Here is a 16168-nt window from a genome sequence, read left to right as displayed (position 1 = left end):
CCTCATCGTCCGCCCCGGGGTCTCCTCCCCGGCGTGGGACGCCCCGGCGGCAAGGGCCAGGATCCCGCCCCTGTGGGGCAGGGAAAGACCTCATTCGCTCCGCCTGTTCCAACTGATCAGTGAGGCAGAAGGGTCCTCTCATGGCCTACACCATAGGCAGTATCGGCGGTGTGTTCCGCGACCAGATGTACGCAATCCTGGCCGGCGGCGATATGACGGTACCGCCGGCCAAGGACGCTTTCGTCACCTGGTGCATGCCCGGGCTTCCGTACCAGCCGGCGGACTTCGCCTTTGCTGCGCAGGGGATCGGGACCGGCGCGAACGCGAACGAAGACAAGATGCTGCTGCAGCAGGCGTTCAACTTTGCCTCGTTGGTCGACTTCATTCCCGACGTGAAGTCCGCCTACTCCAGCGAGCGGCAGGACGGAGTCTGGCGAAACGCCAGCGGTGCCCGGTTGAGTGAGATCTACGGGCAGATCCTGAGGTTCTCCAAAGTGGTGCATTACGACCTGACCGACGCGCAGAAGGCCAAGCTGGAGAAGTTCCGCGGATTGCTCCGGACAACCCGCACCGTGAAGAATCTCGTCACCGACGAGGAAAAGGAGGTCACCGAGGACAGTCAGCTGCTCAAGGCGTACAAGTCCTACATGCAGCTCTATTACGTCGCTGCACTGAACTACAACGCCAAGCGTATCGCCGCGCAGGCGGCGACAGGTGAACCCGGCAAGCTGGCCGTTGCCGAATGGAGCAACAACGCAGAGATCTATAGGCTCCTTGCGAGCTCGGCCATGGATGATTGGACGTCCGCCGGCTATCGCAATGAGGTCGACGAGATAAACGCATACATCAATCAGACGACAGAAAAGTCGATGCTGCTCTGGAAGCAGAACCTTGAGCGGTATTACAACGAGGCGATCGTCAATGCTCTCGGGCCGGGGCAGCGATTTCCCTACACAACGGTGGTGCCCGGCAATTTTGCGACATCGCCGGGTTGGACCAACTACAACATGTATCACCAGATGGTGGACTCGTCGACGACTTCATCGCAGACGAACTGGTCAGCAGGTGCCGGGCTCGGATGGGGCCTGTGGAGCGCCAGCGGCGGTGTGACGAGTGCGTCGTCCAACTACTCGCAGAACTTCCAGGTCAACGACTTCTTCATCTCGTTCTCCATGACCCAGGTCCAGATCGTACGGCCCTGGTTCTATCCAGAATTTCTGGAGAACCGCGGCTGGACACTGCGGAAGGGAGAGGGCTGGAACTTCGACGAGATGCCCTCCGACGGCGCCAGGCCCCCCAGTGGTCGGTTCATCGGGTATCCGCTGCAGGCGCTTTTCGTCAAGGACGTGACGATCCGTTCTTCCCAGTTCTCGCAGGCGTTCAGCGCCTACGCGAGTTCCGTAGGGGCCAATGCAAGTGTGGGCTGGGGGCCGTTCGTCCTCAAGGGCAGCTACAGCCACAGCGAATCGGGAAATCATTTCCATTCGGAAAGTGATGGTGCGGGCATCACGGTCCCGGGCATGCAGATCATCGGGTTCGTCAACCATCTGCTCGGCAAGACGCCGAATCTCCTGGATGGAATCGACGAGGACGACCTGGTGTGAGTTCAGTTGATGCGCCACATCGGCCGGCACCCTAAGGATTGCGATCATGGGAAATGGGTCCCTGGACGCTGCCACTGTGCTGGGTATCGCGTCCAAACTGCAGACGATGCTTGTCGATCCTGAGCACATCGTCAGCGTCCCGGTGACGCCGTACGCCTACCAAGCCAGGAATCTGCACTTCACCCCTCCACGCGACGCGGTTCAGGAGAACACGCTGGCCGAGTTCTCCGAGCTCATGAACCGGATCCCCACCACCCCGATATGGCAGCCCTCCGCAACCGTGCACCTTTGGGACGTCTACGGGGAGATGCTCGGCGCTGACCTGGCGAGCAGCAGCCTCACGACGGACGAGCAGCTGGACTACCAGAAAGCCTTGGACTACCTCTATGACACGGCGCCTGACGGCAGCGGCACCGCCTCGCAGGCACTCCGTGCGTACCAGTCGGCTCGCCAGACGTGGCTGCAGGCCAGCATCGACTACAAGCAAGCCCAGCAGACCGCGAAAATGTCGACGGACCCGGCCGTCAGGGAGCACTGGCAGCAGGTGGACGAGCCGCGGCTGCGCCAGTCCCGCGATGACGCGCTGACCGCATGGACGGGCACGGGTCACAAGATCCAGGTCGAAGACGGGCTGCGCACCGTCACCGAGTTGGGAGCGAAGATGCCCTCCGCCGTCTGGCGACGGCACCGAGAGACCTTCAACCCCAAACTTCCGGACCAGTTCTCCACGGCGCCGAACGGGAGCCGCTTCGCCCCGACCTTCTATGCACCCGGGGAAGTCCTGGACGTGGCCTGGCCACGCGTGGAGCTGTCCCGGGAGATGATGGTGGCCCTGGCCTCCCAGGCGTCACCGGCCCTGTCGGCAGCTCTGGGCGGCGCCATCGACGACGACATCCACTCCGTCGCCTTCGACTACTGCCCCGTCTCGATCGCCCGGCCGTGGTTCGACCCTGTGATGGACATGTTCGGTTCACGGGCCTGGAGGTTCTCCCCGGGCACGCAGCCACTCAGCGATGGTGCCGACCGGCCCCAAGGCCGGTGTCCTGCCTACGTGGAATCCGTTGCATTTGTGCGAAGCATCGAAACCACGCGCTTGAGCGGCGTGGAGATCTCCTCCGGAGAGGCATTCCTGGAAGGCGATCCCGAGCATGCCTATGCGTCCATCGACCTCGACACCGGTACCCGGGACGGCGGCGTGCCCGACATGTCATGGGACTTTCTGTCCGCCGGCCTCCCGCAGCTGAGATCACTGAACGATGCCTCGTTCTACCTGATGGACTCCACGGGGTTCGAAGCACTGGGGCCGGCACGCCTTTGCAGAGAGTCCGAGCCGCCCCACCACCCGTTCGGGGACGGCTACCTCCGAGCAGCCGAAGGCTACAGCCTTGCCGGCACCATCATGGCCTTCCGCACGACCGAGGGTAATGTCGCCAAGGTTCAGGTACTCGAGTCCGGCAGCTACGGAAAGATCAGATGGGCCACCTACAGCGTGAGCCGGGACTCCAGTGTTTCGGACGAAGAGGACATCTACATCGCCGCATTCACCTGCCGACGCATACCGAAGTGTCCGAACCCTGATCCCGCGCTCCAGTGGTGATCCCTGCTCCGGCGGAGAGTCGGTGCGTGCCTGAATGCGGGAGGATGTGCGACATGCCTGGCGAAGGCTCGCCCAAGGAAACGCACGACATGGTCGTGCTGGGAACGAATTCCCCTGTGTACCTCAGTCACATGGCGAAGTTCATGGCGCCGCTCGATTACCAGATAATTCTTCAGGCCATGCTCGTCGGCACGGAGTATGAGGCCAGCCGTCACAAATTCGGCACCTCGGCCCTGTTCACGCTGCGTCCCGAACCGCTCTCCCTCGCCGATCTGCAGGGTCAGGCGTCCGTGACCTCGGAAACCTTGCCCGCCCATCTGTACTTCGGGCGGGTCGGAAGAGACGGTGATGTGCTGGGCGACACTGCCGTGAATCTCCGGAAGACCTTGTACTTCCAGCACCTCGATCCCCTCGCAAGCCGCCTGCCAGAGTTGCGATACATCCTCTTCGGTGGACCTGCGGAACATTTCCTGGCGCACCAGATCGCCGAACCTCCCGACTTCGATCAGATCCTTGTCGTCCAGCCGATGGGTGACGAGGTGTCACCACCTGCCCCGCCTCCCGGAACTCTTCTCAGTTTCCCGGGACGCGAGAACCGACTCGACAGCAGGCTGGCCCCGGGAGAGCAAGTCAAGGGCAGCATCGTGGGCAAGGACGGATCCGCTCCACACGATGAGACCTATCTCCAAGTAGTGGCCGAGGTCTATCTCGAGACCGAGGATCTAGCCAAGGCCATGTAGGCGCGCGTGTGCAGCATGCCGCGTGGGCGGCATGCTGTGGATTCCGCCGGCCATGCACACCCGTTCACGCGGGCATGCACACCCGTTCACGCCTCCGCCTCGAAGTGCTCTTGGAGCCTTCGCTGTACGTCGTGGAGTACTCCACTGGGTACCTTGAGGCTCGACAGGCGGGACGCCGCCGGCCGCGCGTACTCCACGTCATTCGCCACCGCGGCGAACAGGTATCCGCTGAGAAGGTCCACGGTCGACGGGGTATCGGCACCGGTGGCGCCTTTGACCAGATAGCGGTCCAGGGGGCTGTCGTCGTCGGCGATCACGTTGGCGACCAGCGAGGGGTGCCATTCCTCGGCATTGGTCAACGACCAGTGCGTGTCGAACAGCACGGTGACGGGCTCGCCCGTGGGGACATCCACGGTGTAGCGGCCTTCTTCGTCCGTGTATGCCTTCCCGACGAGACTCCGGTCCTGGAATACGCTGACCTTGATCATCGCGATCGGCTTCTTATCGGTGACTGATCGCACGTGCCCGTACATGAGATGTCCTCACGACTGTGCCGTCTGCATCTGCTGTGCGATGCCGATGGGTGATCGCCCAGCGCTGGAGGCCGTGGCCCGGATGAGGGGTGTCGGCCTGATTTTCCGGCTGCCTCGGGGCTGGTCGCCGCGACGAGTTCCTTCCGCGGGAGCGCCTGCCGCCTGCCCGGGTGGCGACCTGCCGCAAGGGCTCCATTTCCAGTATCCCGTGGCTGGGACGGGCCGCAACGTGTTCCGGGGCCACGACCACGGCACGTACCGGTGCTTTCTCCGGGCCCAGGGCATCGAACCGGAAGTCTCCCTCGGCCTCGCCGCCTGCCTCGTCACCCACGGACACCTCCGGCGCCTTTGTCAGGAGCTCTGAGCAGCCGGATCCGGGGTCTTGTGGTCCGGTGCGCGGCCGAGGGCGCGGATGGCGGGTACGGCGAGCATCGCGGTGATGCAGATGATGCCCATGGCGGAGGAGAAGAGGAGGACGCGGTCGGCGCCGAAGGTGTCGGCCGCCGGGCCGGCGAGGACGCGGCCCAGGGGGATCACCATGATGGAGCCGGCGATGTCGTAGGCGGACACGCGGCTGAGGACGGCGAGCGGGATGTGGGACTGGACGCTGGTCGCCCACATGACGCCCCAGAAGGCGAAGCCGCAGCCGGCGACGACGCCGGTGAGCGCCGTGACGGTGAAGGACCAGCCGAGCGCGGGGGCCAGGGGGTTGAGGGTGAAGAAGAACATGGCGCAGGCGCCCGCGACGAGCGGGCGGCGGGGCCGGACCCGCATGCCGAGCAGTCCGCCGACGATCGTGCCGGCGCCGTCGGCCGAGGCGATCCAGCCGTATCCGTTCGCCCCGTGCTGCTCGGTGAGCAGCGCCGCGCCGAGGGGCAGCGACGGGCCGAAGACGAACAGGCCGTAGACGGCCCAGACGACGATGACGCCCCAGAGCCAGGAACGGGACCGGAACTCGTGCCAGCCCGTGGCGAGCCTCCGCAGCAGCGGGTCGTCGCTGTCGTCGCCGGCGTCCGCACCTCCGCTCAGGTCGCGCAGTGACATCAGGCCGAGCGCGCTGAGCGCGTAGGCCGCCGCGATGACCAGGAAGGAGCCGGCCGTGCTCCAGTAGGCCGCGAGGAGGCCCGCGAGGCCGGGGCCGAGGAGGGTGCAGATCGCCTCGGCGATCCGCAGCAGGGCGTTGGCCCGCTGGATGTCCTCGGCGACCTGGGGGACGAGGGCCGCCAGGCCCGGCTGGAACATGGCGGTCGCGGCGCCGCTGACCGCCATCAGCGCCATGACGTGCCAGAGCCGTACCTCGCCGCCGGTCAGCAGGGCGGCGAGCGTGAGCATGGCCGCCATCCGCACCGCGTCGGCGCCGACCATCATCACCCGGGGGGTGAACTTGTCGGCCAGGGCCCCGCCGAACAGGATGAGCAGCACGATCGGGGTCATCCACGCGGCCAGCGCGTATCCGACGCCGCCGGCCCCGTATCCCGCGGCGAGGACGCTCGTCGTGATCGAGACCATCAGCATGCCGTCGGCGAGGAGCGAGGTGCTGCGGGCGGTGAAGAAGAGCCGGAAGCGCGAGGAGCGCCAAGGGCTGGGCAGGGCGTCCGCCTTCGGCAGGACGGTCACGTCATCCATCGTCATGTCACATTCGCCGGTCGCGGCCGGACCCTTCCATGAGTATCTGTCGCCGCGGCCACGCGCCGGCGGGCTCGGTGTCCGCAGGCGGGTCCTGGACCAGCACGTACCGGCGGGGGGCCAGTACTCCGGGACGGCCGGGCAGGGTGTCCATCAGCGCCGCGTGGGCCAGCGCGGGGGTGAGCGGGGCGCCGCCGGAGGCGACGAACGCCGTGAGGACCGGTCCGTCGCGAGTCTCGGGCGGACCCTCCCCGGGCGGCGGGTCGAGCACGACGTGTACGGGCACGCCGCCGAGGGCCCCGCTCAGGGCGTCCGCCACAGCGGTCGGCGAGACCCAGGAACCGTCCACCAGGCTCCAGTCGGTGCCCCGTTCGACGGGCCGGACGCCGGTTGCCCCGGTCAGCCGGTCGAGCGGCACGTCCTGCTCGGCGGCCGCCTCCAGGAGGCGTACGAGACCGGTCAGGAAGCCCTCCGCCTCGTCGCGGGTGAACAGCGCGGGGTCCGCCCACAGCGAGAGGTGGAGGAGGGGGTCCGCCTGGTGGACGAAGGCGAGGAGGCGGGTCGGCAGCACCTGGTCCGGGCCCCAGCTCAGCTCCAGCTCCGGCCCGCCCTCGGCGGCCGGGGCCGCCGGAGGGGTCACGAGGCTCGCGGGGAGCGTGCTCACGTCGTTGAAGACGACGTCGCGGGCGAACCGGCTGCCGCGCTCGAAGGTGGTCCGCCCGATCATGTCCCACAGGGCGACCGCGTCGAACCGGCTGTGCCGGTACGCGTTGAGGGCCGCCCCCCACGCCTTGGCGAGGAGCGCGTCGAAGGACGCGACCCGCACGTCGAGGCAGAGCAACGCGTCCTGCGACACGGTGTTCACGGAGCGGGCGAGCCGGGGCAGGAACCGGTTGGAGGTCGGTACGGCGGTGACGCAGGCCGTCTGCGCGGTGCGGTGGGCGACGAGCGCGCACCAGGCGGTCAGCAGCACGGTGGCCGGCAGGCCGCCGGTGCGCTCCGCCACCCGGGCCAGGGCCCGGGCGCCGCGCCGCGACCGGAGCGTCAGGCAGGGCGTCCGTACCTCGGCGCCCTCGGCGCCCGGTTCCGCGAACATGGCCTGGGGTCCGGTGCGGATGATCCGCTCCCAGTGGTCGAGCGCGGCCCGGGACTTGCGGAGTCCGGCCGGCGTCGCCTCCTCGGCGGCCAGGTCGAGCGGTGTGAGGGCCGTGACGTCCGGGAGCCGTTCGCCCGCGAGCAGGGCGAGCCACTCCTCCCGGAGGACCGCGAGGGCGCTGACGTCGGTCACGGCGTGGCTCGCCGCGAGGGCGACGAAGACCGGAGCGCCGGCCGCGGCGACGAGGGACACCCGGAGGGGGAAGTCCCGGTCGAGCCGGAAGCGTGCGCCGCGGGCGGCGCGGGCCAACGACTCGGCGTAGTCGGCGGGTTCGCCGGGAAGGGCATCGTGATCGAGCACCGTGAGCGTGAACTCGCCTTCGCCCGCGACGACTTGCTCACGGGGGACGGTTCCGTCCGCGGTGTCGGGGAACGTGGTGCGCAGGGCCTCGTGCCTGACCACCAGGGCGCCCAGCGCGTCGATCGCGGACTCCGTGCGGGTCCCCGCCGGTACGGGCCACACGTCGTGGATGTTGATCTGCGCGGGCTCGTCGCGCAGGACGCACCGGATCATGTTGGCCTGCCCCATCGTGACGGGGCCGCGGCGTGCCTCTCCGCCCGCGTACGCGACGGTGACCGCGCGGGTGCTCGTCGGGCTCATGCGATGCCTTTCGCGGTCGTCGTGGCGCGGGTCAGGGGTTCCCAGGCGTCGATCAGGAGGGCGAACTCCTCCATGTCCGTGCGGGCCTCGTCGAGGAGGCGGCCGGAGCGGGCGGCGAGGACGTCCGCGGCGTCGGCGAAGCGGCCGCCCAACTTGCGGTAGGAGCGGTCGAGGACGTCGAGCCGTTCGGCGTTCTCCGCCGCGTCCAGCCGGGTGCTCTCCCGGACGAATCCGGCGACGGCTGCGGCGCGGACGTGGCCCCGGTCGTCGAGCAGCGCCGCGCCGGCCTCCTTCATGCGGGCGTACACGGCGTTGAAGTACGCGGTCGACAGCAGGAACTTCGCGAACCGCAGCTGGTAGGCGAGGAAGCCGCGGTCGGAACGCCGTTCACCGGTGTGGTAGTTGACGATATGTCGGTTGTGGAGCACGCCGGGCAGCCCGGCGTCGTGGACCAGGTGGATGAGGAAGTAGTCGCTGCCGATGGTGTCGGTGGCGGGCGGGAGCGGCACGCGGCCGTAGACCTCGCGGTCGAATCCGATGTTGCACATGTCCACGCGCATCGGGCTGACGCCGGTCAGCGTGGAGTTGTCGGCGGTGAACTCCGCGGTGCCGGCGCCGCGGAAGGACTCCTCGATCAGGTTCCGGCGCCAGATCTCCGGATAGTCGTCGGGGACCGAGAGACCGATGACGTCGCGGTAGACGGCGGGGTCGAGGCGGCGGATCTCCCCGACGTCCACGGACATCTCGCCGACGAAGGAGCCGCCGACCATGGCCACCGGCCGGTCCGCGCAGGCGGGGTCGAGCCTGCTCCGGGTCACCAGCCCCGCCACGTCGGCGGCCCGCCGCCCGAGGGAGGCGAGTTCGTGGTGGAGCGGGAAGACGGGTCTGCCGTCCAGCGACTGGTAGCGGCTGTCGGAGTCCCGCCGGTGCACCGACGCGCACCCCAGGGCCTCCGCGATCAGGAACGCGCGGTTGGTGCAGGCCCCGTAGGACACGCGGGACGGCAGCATCAGGTCGAGCATCCGTTCCGGTGCGGCGGCGCCGGACCGGGCGATCACGTCCTGGAGGAAGGCGCGTTGCGCGTCCTCGTCGAGGTGGTGGACGACCACGCCGGGTGCCGGGGGCAGCGCCCGTACCGCCTCGCGGTGTCCGGCGAGCACCGGCGCGTCCGAGGAGTCCAGGATCAGGAGCCGTACCTCGGCGCCGAAGTGCCGTGCGCCGTAGGCGGCTTCCTCGGCGACCGCCGCGATGGTGTCCGCGCAGGCGCGGTGGGTGGGGAGGGTCAGACAGACACGGCGCATGCCGGTTCCCCACTCTGCGGGGCGGACGCGGCGGGCGGGGTGGGTGCGGCGGCGGGGTCGGTGGCCGTGGACGGGGACGGGGCGGTGGCCGTCGACGGGACGGTGGCCGCGGATCGGGCGGTGGCCGCGGGCCGGGTGGTGGCCGCGGTGGCCCCGCCCGCGTGGTCGCCGCCCGTGTCGGCGGCCTCCGCGGCCGTCTCCTTCCACGACGTGAGACCGAGGAGCCGGCTGCCCAGGCCGGTCAGCTCGGCCGTGGGGTACCGCTTGGACTCGTGGAGGACCGGGTCGCCGACGAGGGTGCGGTTCCAGCGCGGGGTGCGCAGGTGGCGCCAGGATTCGACGCGGGACTTCCGCAGCCGCTCGTGCTCTTCGAGCGCCGGCATCATCGACAGGTACTGGACCGCCCGCACGCCGTCCCGGGAGACGTTGCGCGCCACGCCGTGGGCGAGCAGGCCGTTCCAGATCAGCAGGTCGCCGGGGTGCAGATCGGGCCGTACGACGGGGAACTCGGTCCGGTCCACGTCGGGCCGGAGGGGGTCGCGGTCGGCCGGGCGGCCGAGCTTCCACTCCTCGAACCGCCGGAACAGCTCCGGGTCGCACTGGAAGCCGCCCGTCTCGGGCGTGGTGTCGTTGAGCGCGATGATGCCCTGGACCCGCTGCGGGGGGACGCCCAGCGTGGTGTCGATGTCCCAGTGCAGCTCGATGTCGAAGCCGCGGTCGCGGGTCTCGATCAGGGCGCGGTCGCGGTTGCGGACGTTGGGCGGGTTGAGGTTGAGGCGGTCCAGGGTCACCCACAGCTCCTCGCAGTCCCAGACGTCGACGAAGGCGTCGTACACGCGCTGGGCCTGCCGGCTGTCCCAGAGGAGCTGGTGGTGGTACGCCTCCACGAAGCCGTACACGTGGAGCTGCCGGTCCAGGTCGGAGCGGAACGGCCGGTCCTCGTACCAGCTGTCCGGGCGGTCGGGGTCGAGGCCCTGGAAGTCCCAGGTGAAGTCGAGCAGCCGTCGCGCCGCGGCCGCGGGCACCGCCTCCCGGACGACGACGTAGCCGTACGTCTGCCAGTGGGCGAAGTCCTCCTCGGAGAGGACCCGCAGGGGGCGCGACTTCTTCAGCTCCCGCAGGGTGGTCTGCGCCAGGTAGGACTCGCCGTCGGCGCTGAAGTACGGGCGGTCCGAGGCCGCCCGGTGGAGGTACGGGCGGCGCGGGCGGCGGTCTGCGGCGGGTGTCGTCATGTGGTCCCTCCGAGGCGGGAGTCGGGGTCGGCGGAGCCATGCCGCTCAGCAGAATTGGCGTAGACCATTGGTTCTGTCAAGTGGGGTGTCGACATGCGGAGTCGTGTCGTTTTCGTGTGGAGAAGGCTCCTCGGTCGAGGGTCGCGGACCGGCCTCCGATGGGCCGACTTTGGTCTAGACAAGTCGCGCGCGGCTGGCCTAGTGTCCCGATGGGCGGCCCGTCACCTGATGGAATGTCAGCCGCCCTGGTCCTCGCGAGCCACGGGTCAACGTCGTCCCCGCGCACGGCCGTTCGCGCCGCCGCCGCAGGGCTCCCGGTGTGCGCGCCACCGTCCGTCCGGCCGCGGCTCGCTCCGGCTGTCCGGCTCCGGCCGTCCGGGACCCTTCCGAAGACCTCGACTGTTCGTCCACGCCCAGAGGGAGCGGTTCATGAGCACACCCGGCACCACGGCCTTGCCCGACGGCGGCCTGAGGAACCCCGGTGCGGGCCTGATCACGCTGGACCCGGTCCACACCGCCCTGCTGCACGGCCTGGACGGGCTGCTGACCGGTCTGGCCGCCCGGCTCTCCGCCCCCGAGGTGACGGGCCCGCCGCTGCTCTCCGTGGAGAGCCTCGCGCGACTGGACTTCTTCCGGAACTTCCCCCATCTCGGTGTCTCCGCCGGGCGGTTCACCCCCGAGGCGCTCGACGGCCTCGCGGCCGGCGAGGAGCCGGGCGGCCTGCCGCTCCGGCCGACCGGCTACCTGCTGCCGTCCGCCACCTGCTACGGACTGCTGCTCTCCCTGGAGGGCCGGGACGTCGGCGAGGTCGGACTGCGGCTCTCCGCCGCCGGCCGCTGCTTCCGCAACGAGACCCACTACGACGGGCTGCGCCGCCTGTGGGGCTTCCACATGCGCGAGGTCCTCTACCTCGGCACCAAGCAGGGAGCGGTCGAACACCTGGAAAGCGGCGCCGCGTTCGTCCAGGAGCTGGCCGGGCGCCTGGGCCTCGTCCTGACCCGGGCCACCGCCGACGACCCGTTCTACGACAAGGGCGGTTCCCGGGCCCGGCTGATGGCGCTCGACCCGGTCAAGCACGAGTTCAGCGCCCCCGACGGCACGGCCATCGCCTCCGTCAACCGGCACCGCAACTTCTTCGGCGAACGCCTGGACATCCGCGCGGGCTCCCACGGCCCCGCCTACAGCGCCTGCGTCGCCTTCGGGGTCGAACGCTGGGTCCACGCGATGATCCTCGCCCACGGCACCCCCGAGCGGGCCCTCGAACGGGTCCGCGACGCCGCCCGGACCTGACCCCGCACCCCTCCGCGCCACCCCCGCCCCGATACCGAGGAACAGGAGCGACCCCGCCCCATGGAACGCATCACCGACTGGCTCCACGAGAAGAACCCCGGCCTCGACGGCGCGATCGACGCCGACGAGGACCTCATCGAGGCCCGGCTCATCGACTCCATGGACTTCCTGGAGTTCATCGACCTCCTCGAGGACATGTCCGGCAGCTCCATCGACCTCCAGGACGTCACCATCGACGACTTCCGCACCCTGAACCGCGTCCGGGCACGCTTCCTGGACACCGCCGGACCGGCCGCCGCCCCGGTCACGGCGGCCGGCTGACCCCCGGCCGCCCGCCGGGAGGGGGCTCGGAGACGAGACACCGCCTACCGTGCACGAGCCCGTCAGACGTCGCGGCGGTGGACCGCCAGCAGGGCCACCGCCACCGCGCCCAGCGACCAGGCGGCGTACACCGTCCACGCCCCGCCCGCGGTCCACGGGTGGTCCACCGGGACCGGTGACGTGCCGATCCGTGTGAGCTTCTGCCACGCGCCCTGCGGAAGGGCGTGCAGGAGGGTCGCGCCCCAGCGGTCGCTCTCGTCCAGGAGGGCCGGCAGCAGGAGCAGCGCGCCCGTGACGGTGACGATCGTCGTCGCCGTGTGCCGCAGGAGAGCCCCGATGCCGAAGCCGGCGAGCGCGCACACCGGTGCGAGGAGCGCGGACGCGGCGACGGCGCGCAGCACGCCGTCGTCGCCGATCGCCATGCCGACACCGCGACCGTCGAGCACGGCCTGCGTGGCGGCGAACGAGACCCCCGCGACCAGGGCTCCGTACACCACCATCACCGCGGCGAGCACGCACGCCTTGGCCGCGACGACGGCCCCGCGGGCCGGTACGGCGGCGAACGTCGTACGGATCTGGCCCGATCCGTACTCGCCGACGAACATCAGCGCGCCGAGGGCGCCGGTGGCGAGCGTGAACACCATGGCCCCGCCGAGCGTGAACGCGTCCCGCATGGCCCAGATCGGCACGAACAGCTCCTTGATGCCGTCCGGGTAGCCCGGGTAGTTGCGGTAGTCGGCGACGGTCGCGTTGAGGTTGACGGCGAGGGCGGCGAACGCCCCGACCGCGAACGCCCACGGCGTGGACCGCAGCGACCACAGCTTCATCCACTCGGCGGCCAGGAGGTCACGGAAGCGGGTGTTCATCGGCGGTACTCCACACTGTCGGCGGTGAGCTCCATGAACGCCTCTTCGAGGGAAGGGGCGTGGGTCGTCAGTTCGGCGAGCGCGACACCGTGCCGGAACGCCAGGCCGCCGATCCGGCCCGCGTCCGCCCCGGTCACCGCGAGGGACGCGCCCGCCTGACGTACGGTCACGCCCTCGGCGGCCAGCGCGGCGGCGAGACCGGGGGCCGCGGCCGGGTCGGCCGTCCGGACCGTCACGCTCCGCCGGGTGCCGCGCGCGGCGAACTCCGCCAGGCTCTCGGCGGCGATCAGCGTCCCGCGGCCGATGACGACGAGGTCGTCGGCGGTGTGCTGCATCTCGCTCATCAGATGGCTGGAGACGAAGACCGTGCGCCCCTCGTCGGCGAGCCGCCGGAAGAGACCGCGCGCCCACAGCACACCCTCCGGGTCCAGGCCGTTGACCGGCTCGTCGAAGAGCAGCACCGGCGGGTCGCCGAGCAGCGCCGCGGCGATCCCGAGGCGCTGCTTCATGCCGAGCGAGTAGCCGCCGATCCGGCGGCGGGCGGCGTCGGCGAGGCCGACTTCCGCGAGGACCTCGCCGACCCGCCCGCGCGGGATGCCGTCGGTACGGGCGAGCGCGGCCAGATGGGCCTCGGCGGTACGGCCGCCGTGCACGTCGTGCGCGTCCAGCAGCGCCCCGACGTGCCGCAGCCCCCGGGGCAGGTCCCGGAACCGCCGCCCACCCACCGTCGCGCTGCCCGACGTCGGCTCGTCGAGGCCCAGGATCAGCCGCAGTGTCGTGGACTTCCCGGCCCCGTTGGGCCCGAGGAACCCCGTCACGCGACCGGGCCGCACGGTGAATCCGAGCCGGTCGACGGCGGGCCGTCGCCGGGCGTCGGGCGCGCGGCCGGGCGCGCGGCCGGGGCCGGGGCCCATGCCCGCGCCGGGGACATGACCGTCCTCCGGACCGCCTGCCGGCCCGCCCCCGGGACCCATTGCCGGTCCGGCCCCCGGACCGCCTGCCCTGTAGGCAGGACGACCCCCGCGGCGGGCCAGGCCGAGAGAGCGGACCCGGTCGAAGGGGCGGGCCCGGCCCGGACGGCCGTAGTACTTGGTGAGTTCGTGGACTTCGATCATGGGGCCACGGTGCCGGGACGGCGCCCGCCGGCACATCGGCTCCCCGGCCACAAGCGGGCCGGGGTGGTGGCCCGGGGGCGTACGCCCGGGGGCCGATGTCCGGCCGGACGGTCACGCCTACGATCGGGATCATGCCCGTCACCCCGACCGAACGCCCGCCCGGCGGGAGGGTCGCGGCGGTCCTCGCCTGGTGCGCGGCCGTCGCCGGCCCGTTCGCCCTCCTCCTCGCCCTGCGCACCGGGCCCTACCGCTCCACCGAACTCCGGCTCTTCCTCTCCGTCGTGGCCGTGGGACTGACCCTGCCCCTGGTGCGCCGCAGCCCGCTCGCGGCGCTCGGGCTGCTGCTCGCCGGAGTGTTCGCGGCGGCGACCACCCGCCCGGAGGCCGTGCTCCTGTACCTTCCGGTGCTCGCCGCCGACGCCGTCGTCGGCCGGATCGCCGCCCTGCGTCCGCTGCGGGTCCTGCTGCCCGCCGCGCTCGGCGCGCTCGCCGTGCAGATCGCGGCCGCCACCTATGTCACCTCCGGACAGGACGTCTTCGTCAGCACGACCGTGGCGCTCGCGCTCGCCCTGCTCACCACCGGGCTCCTCGGCAGGTCCGTACGCGAGCGGCGCGGCCACGCGGAGCAGCTGCGGGCCGCGACGGCGGCCGAGGCGGTCGCCGCCGAACGGCTCCGGATCGCCCGTGAGCTCCACGACGTGATCGCGCACAGCATCGGCGTCATCGCCATCCAGGCGGGCGTCGGCAGCCGGGTCATCGAGACCCAGCCCGCCGAGGCCCGCAAGGCGCTCGCCGGCATCGAGACCATCAGCCGGGAGACCCTCTCCGGTCTGCGCCGCACCCTGGGCGCGCTGCGGGCACCGGCGAAGGACTCCGCGGCGCAGGACCCGGTGTCCCGTGATCCCGCGCCGGGCCTGGGCGACCTGGACCGGCTCGCCGCGTCCACGGCCGACGCGGGCGTACGGGTGGAGGTACGGCACATCGGCGACCCGGACCGGCCGCTGCCGCCGGAGGTCGACCTGGCCGCGTACCGGATCGTGCAGGAGTCGCTCACCAACGTCGTCCGGCACGCCGCCGCGCCCGTCTGCCGGGTGACCGTGGAGCGGGGAGCGGACGCCCTGTTCGTCGAGATCGCCGACGACGGCCCGGTGAAGCCCTCGGGCCCCGCCTCGGACGGCACGGACACGACAGACCACACAGCCACCGCAGACCGTGCAGACCGCGCAGTCACCGAAGGCCGCGCAGTCACGGCAGACCGCGCAGACGCCACAGGCCGCACAGCCGCCACCGACCACAGGGACGGCACCGTCGGCGGTTACGGCATCGTCGGCATGCGGGAGCGGGCGGCGCTCCTCGGCGGCCGCTTCTCCGCCGGGCCGCGCCCCGGGGGCGGCTTTCACGTGACCGCGTCGCTGCCGCTGCCCGCCACCCGCTCGGAAGGACCCCGTACGTCATGAGCCCGCAGATCCGCGTCCTCCTCGTCGACGACCAGCCGCTGGTGAGGGCCGGTCTGCGCGTCCTGATGGCGGACAGCCCCGATCTCGTGGTCGTCGGCGAGGCGGGCACGGGCGCCGAGGCGGTCGGGCTGGCGGGGGAACTCCGGCCGGACGTCGTCGTGATGGACGTCCGGATGCCCGGCATGGACGGCATCGAGGCCACCCGGCGCGTCACGGCGGGCCCCGGCGCGCCCCGTGTCCTCGTCCTGACGACCTTCGACGACGACGAGTACGTGTACGGGGCGCTCCGCGCCGGGGCCGCCGGCTTCCTGGTCAAGGACATGGCCGTGGACGACATCCTCGCCGCGATCCGGGTGGTGGCCGCCGGGGACGCCCTGATCGCGCCGGGTGTCACCCGCCGTCTCATCGAGGAGTTCGCGGCGCGCCCGGAGCCCGGTCGGACGCCCCGCCCCGTACGCGATCCGGCGCCCCTCTCCCAGGTCACCGCGCGGGAGCGGGAGGTCCTCACCCTCGTCGGGCAGGGCCTGTCCAACGGAGAGATCGCGGAGCGCCTCCACATCAGCGCGGCCACCGCGAAGGCGCATGTGGCCCGGCTCTTCGCCAAGCTGGACGCCCGTGACCGGGTCCACCTGGTCATCCTCGCGTACGACGCCGGACTGGTGCCCTGACGCCGACGGTTCGTCCCCGGATCCGCCCGACTCTCCGTCCCCGGCGTCGTGTCGGGGGTCTT

Annotated in this window: 13 protein-coding genes and 1 pseudogene; 7 read left to right on the top strand and 7 right to left on the bottom strand. The window is 71.0% G+C overall.

Annotation, left to right across the window (positions count from 1 at the left end):
- The first annotated feature begins 140 nt into the window (after positions 1 to 140).
- From ACFVZH_RS01440 to ACFVZH_RS01430, 3 genes are all read left to right on the top strand, one after another.
- Positions 141 to 1604, top strand: coding sequence for a hypothetical protein (locus tag ACFVZH_RS01440; RefSeq protein WP_384891358.1), 1464 nt, complete (start codon positions 141 to 143; stop codon positions 1602 to 1604).
- 76 nt (positions 1605 to 1680) lie between these two features.
- Positions 1681 to 3201, top strand: a complete 1521-nt coding sequence (locus ACFVZH_RS01435) for a hypothetical protein (RefSeq protein WP_384891355.1) — start codon at positions 1681 to 1683, stop codon at positions 3199 to 3201.
- A gap of 53 nt (positions 3202 to 3254) precedes the next feature.
- A complete protein-coding gene (locus ACFVZH_RS01430) occupies positions 3255 to 3941 on the top strand; it encodes a hypothetical protein (protein ID WP_384891352.1) in 687 nt (228 codons plus the stop codon).
- An 86-nt stretch (positions 3942 to 4027) separates the two neighbouring features.
- Here ACFVZH_RS01430 and ACFVZH_RS01425 read toward each other — a convergent pair whose 3' ends face one another.
- The 5 genes and pseudogenes from ACFVZH_RS01425 to ACFVZH_RS01405 form a co-directional block, all read right to left on the bottom strand.
- Complete coding sequence (locus ACFVZH_RS01425) at positions 4028 to 4474, bottom strand: carboxypeptidase regulatory-like domain-containing protein (RefSeq protein WP_384891349.1); 447 nt, start codon at positions 4472 to 4474, stop codon at positions 4028 to 4030.
- A 351-nt stretch (positions 4475 to 4825) separates the two neighbouring features.
- Complete coding sequence (locus tag ACFVZH_RS01420; RefSeq protein ID WP_384891346.1) at positions 4826 to 6106, bottom strand: MFS transporter; 1281 nt, start codon at positions 6104 to 6106, stop codon at positions 4826 to 4828.
- Between the two features lies 1 nt (position 6107).
- Positions 6108 to 7856 carry a condensation domain-containing protein gene (locus tag ACFVZH_RS01415; protein WP_384891343.1) on the bottom strand — a complete coding sequence of 583 codons (1749 nt, stop codon included), beginning with the start codon at positions 7854 to 7856 and terminating at the stop codon, positions 6108 to 6110.
- Positions 7853 to 9157: a DUF6271 family protein gene (locus ACFVZH_RS01410; protein WP_384891340.1), complete on the bottom strand. Its 1305-nt coding sequence runs from the start codon at positions 9155 to 9157 to the stop codon at positions 7853 to 7855. The genes ACFVZH_RS01415 and ACFVZH_RS01410 overlap by 4 nt, the downstream gene beginning before the upstream one ends.
- 140 nt (positions 9158 to 9297) lie before the next feature.
- Positions 9298 to 10389: pseudogene (locus ACFVZH_RS01405) on the bottom strand (phytanoyl-CoA dioxygenase family protein); the annotation flags it as partial.
- A gap of 429 nt (positions 10390 to 10818) precedes the next feature.
- Between ACFVZH_RS01405 and ACFVZH_RS01400 the strand changes: the two are divergent.
- Both ACFVZH_RS01400 and ACFVZH_RS01395 read left to right on the top strand, forming a co-directional pair.
- Positions 10819 to 11679 (top strand): hypothetical protein, encoded by an 861-nt coding sequence (locus tag ACFVZH_RS01400; RefSeq protein ID WP_384891338.1) that lies wholly within the window; start codon positions 10819 to 10821, stop codon positions 11677 to 11679.
- Positions 11680 to 11739: 60 nt separating this feature from the next.
- The gene (locus ACFVZH_RS01395) at positions 11740 to 12000 is read left to right on the top strand and encodes an acyl carrier protein (protein WP_384891335.1); all 261 of its coding nucleotides are present in this window, start codon (positions 11740 to 11742) and stop codon (positions 11998 to 12000) included.
- 62 nt (positions 12001 to 12062) lie between these two features.
- On the opposite strand, the gene ACFVZH_RS01390 is transcribed toward ACFVZH_RS01395, so the two are convergent.
- Positions 12063 to 12866: an ABC transporter permease gene (locus tag ACFVZH_RS01390; protein ID WP_384891332.1), complete on the bottom strand. Its 804-nt coding sequence runs from the start codon at positions 12864 to 12866 to the stop codon at positions 12063 to 12065.
- The gene (locus ACFVZH_RS01385) at positions 12863 to 13780 is read right to left on the bottom strand and encodes an ATP-binding cassette domain-containing protein (protein ID WP_384891721.1); all 918 of its coding nucleotides are present in this window, start codon (positions 13778 to 13780) and stop codon (positions 12863 to 12865) included. The genes ACFVZH_RS01390 and ACFVZH_RS01385 overlap by 4 nt, the downstream gene beginning before the upstream one ends.
- Before the next feature lie 332 nt (positions 13781 to 14112).
- Here ACFVZH_RS01385 and ACFVZH_RS01380 point away from each other — a divergent pair, with 332 nt between their 5' ends.
- Together ACFVZH_RS01380 and ACFVZH_RS01375 are read left to right on the top strand one after the other, a co-directional pair.
- Complete coding sequence (locus ACFVZH_RS01380; RefSeq protein ID WP_384891329.1) at positions 14113 to 15438, top strand: sensor histidine kinase; 1326 nt, start codon at positions 14113 to 14115, stop codon at positions 15436 to 15438.
- A complete protein-coding gene (locus tag ACFVZH_RS01375; protein WP_384891326.1) occupies positions 15435 to 16106 on the top strand; it encodes a response regulator in 672 nt (223 codons plus the stop codon). The genes ACFVZH_RS01380 and ACFVZH_RS01375 overlap by 4 nt, the downstream gene beginning before the upstream one ends.
- The last annotated feature ends 62 nt before the right edge of the window (positions 16107 to 16168 follow it).

The sequence above is a fragment of the Streptomyces sp. NPDC059534 genome (assembly GCF_042743475.1).
In the GTDB taxonomy this organism is placed as follows: Bacteria; Actinomycetota; Actinomycetes; order Streptomycetales; family Streptomycetaceae; genus Streptomyces.
Note: the sequence above shows the minus strand (reverse complement) of the source record. Positions and strands in the feature narration are given on the sequence as shown.